At 58.6% G+C, this 1,711-nt stretch carries 2 protein-coding genes; both read left to right on the forward strand.

The annotated features are described in order from the left end of the window. On the forward strand, positions 1-644 hold a 644-nt coding region (locus EGI20_RS18325), incomplete at its 5' end, for a phosphatase PAP2 family protein (protein ID WP_498633128.1). 85 nt (positions 645-729) lie between these two features. Beyond that, positions 730-1,711 (forward strand): polysaccharide biosynthesis/export family protein (locus EGI20_RS18330; RefSeq protein WP_498633129.1); only part of this gene is annotated, 982 nt, incomplete at its 3' end.

Genomic DNA, 1,711 nt, shown 5'->3' on the forward strand with positions numbered 1-1,711 from the left:
CGGGCAGCGCCTTCCCACGCCTGTCCGAATTGGGCAATACCGTATTCTGGTCCGGCGTCACCATCGGACTAGCTTCGCTGGCCGACGAAAAATGGCGGGACAAGCTGGCCGGCCATGAAGACAACCGCAGCATCAAGACATGGGACAAACTGGGCAAGGCCGCACCCTTGCTGGCGGTAGGCGGTGCAGGCATGGCGCTGGCACTTGGCGACAGCAAGCTGCAGAACACCGGCTTTATTGCCCTCCAGTCGGCTGCAGTCGCGGCAGGTAGCAGCATGCTGCTCAAGCAAGCCTTTAACCGTGCACGACCGGATGAGGGTCAAGGCCACTGGAGCCGGCAAGATGCAGGCCAGTCACGTAGCGACAGCAGCTTTCCGTCCAACCATACTGCAGTAACATTTGGCGCCATCACACCATTTGCCGCCGAATACCGTGCACCCTGGCTATATGGTGTTGCCGGCATTGCCTCGCTCGGACGTACGGCCAAGGGCAAGCACTGGGTATCGGATGTTGCGGCCGGCGGCCTGCTCGGGTATGCGACAGGGAAATGGCTGTGGAGCGCACAGCGCGAGCGCGGCCGTTACCAGCCTATTTTCGACTTCGGCCCCGGTTACGCTGGCGTCAAAGTTGACGTCAGCTATTAACACCAGGCTTTCAAGCATAAAACAATACGATTTTCATCTTTGATTCGCGGCCTAGTAGGTCGCTCGCTTTAAAAGGGTTTTTTAGATGCAAAAAAAGCGACTCGCCATTCTGGCTGTCACGCTATCCATGGCATCCGCCCATGCGCTAACGCCGGAGCAAATCGCACTGGCCCGCCAGTACGGTGCCAGCGAGGCACAAATTCAGGCGGCTTCCGCCAGTGCTGCACAATCTGCGACCTCGCCTTCCGAAGCCGCACCAGCACTAGCCCCCACCATACAGCCGCGCACAACAGCTGCTACCGCCAGCAAGGCAGGCGAACCTTTCGGTTACAGCCTGTTTGCCGGCATGCCGACCAGCAATACCCCGCTTTCCGATTTACCGGTGCCAGACGACTATCTGATCGGCCCCGGTGACGAGCTGAAAATCCAGCTCTACGGCAAGGAAAATGCACTGCATACCTTGCGCGTCGGCCGTCAGGGCAATATCGACTTCCCCGGCCTAGGCCCGATTTATGTAGCCGGCAATAGCTACCAGCAAGTCGCCGTCGACCTGATCAGTCGCATCAAGTCGCAGATGCTGGGCGTAGACGTATTCGTCTCCATGGGTGCCCTGCGCATGATGCAGATCACCGTGACCGGCGAAGCCTTCAAGCCGGGCGAGGCCATGCGCAACCCGGGCAGCCGCCATAACCTGACCCTGCAAAAACGCGATCAGGTCATTTTGTTTGCCAGCAACATTGCTGACAGCTTTGACAAGAACCTAAGTGGAAATACCGCGCTCAAGCCATCCACGCTAGAACAAAAAAATATCGACAATGCTGCAGCACAAACCGATATCACGCTAAAAACGCTGACACAGGAGAGCGCGACAGAAAAAGTCATCGATAACAGTCGCGAAGCCCTGCTGACCGACGTCATCTCCCAGCTCAAGCTGCAGGCCGGCCCCGAGCAGGCGGTACAGATCGTCGAAATCCGTGGCGAAGTGCGCTTTCCCGGTATCTATCCGCTGCCGCGCAATGGTGTTTTTTCCGACCTGATCACGGCGGCAGGGGGGCGCACCGAGGCGG

The organism is Aquitalea sp. S1-19 (genome assembly GCF_024343515.1).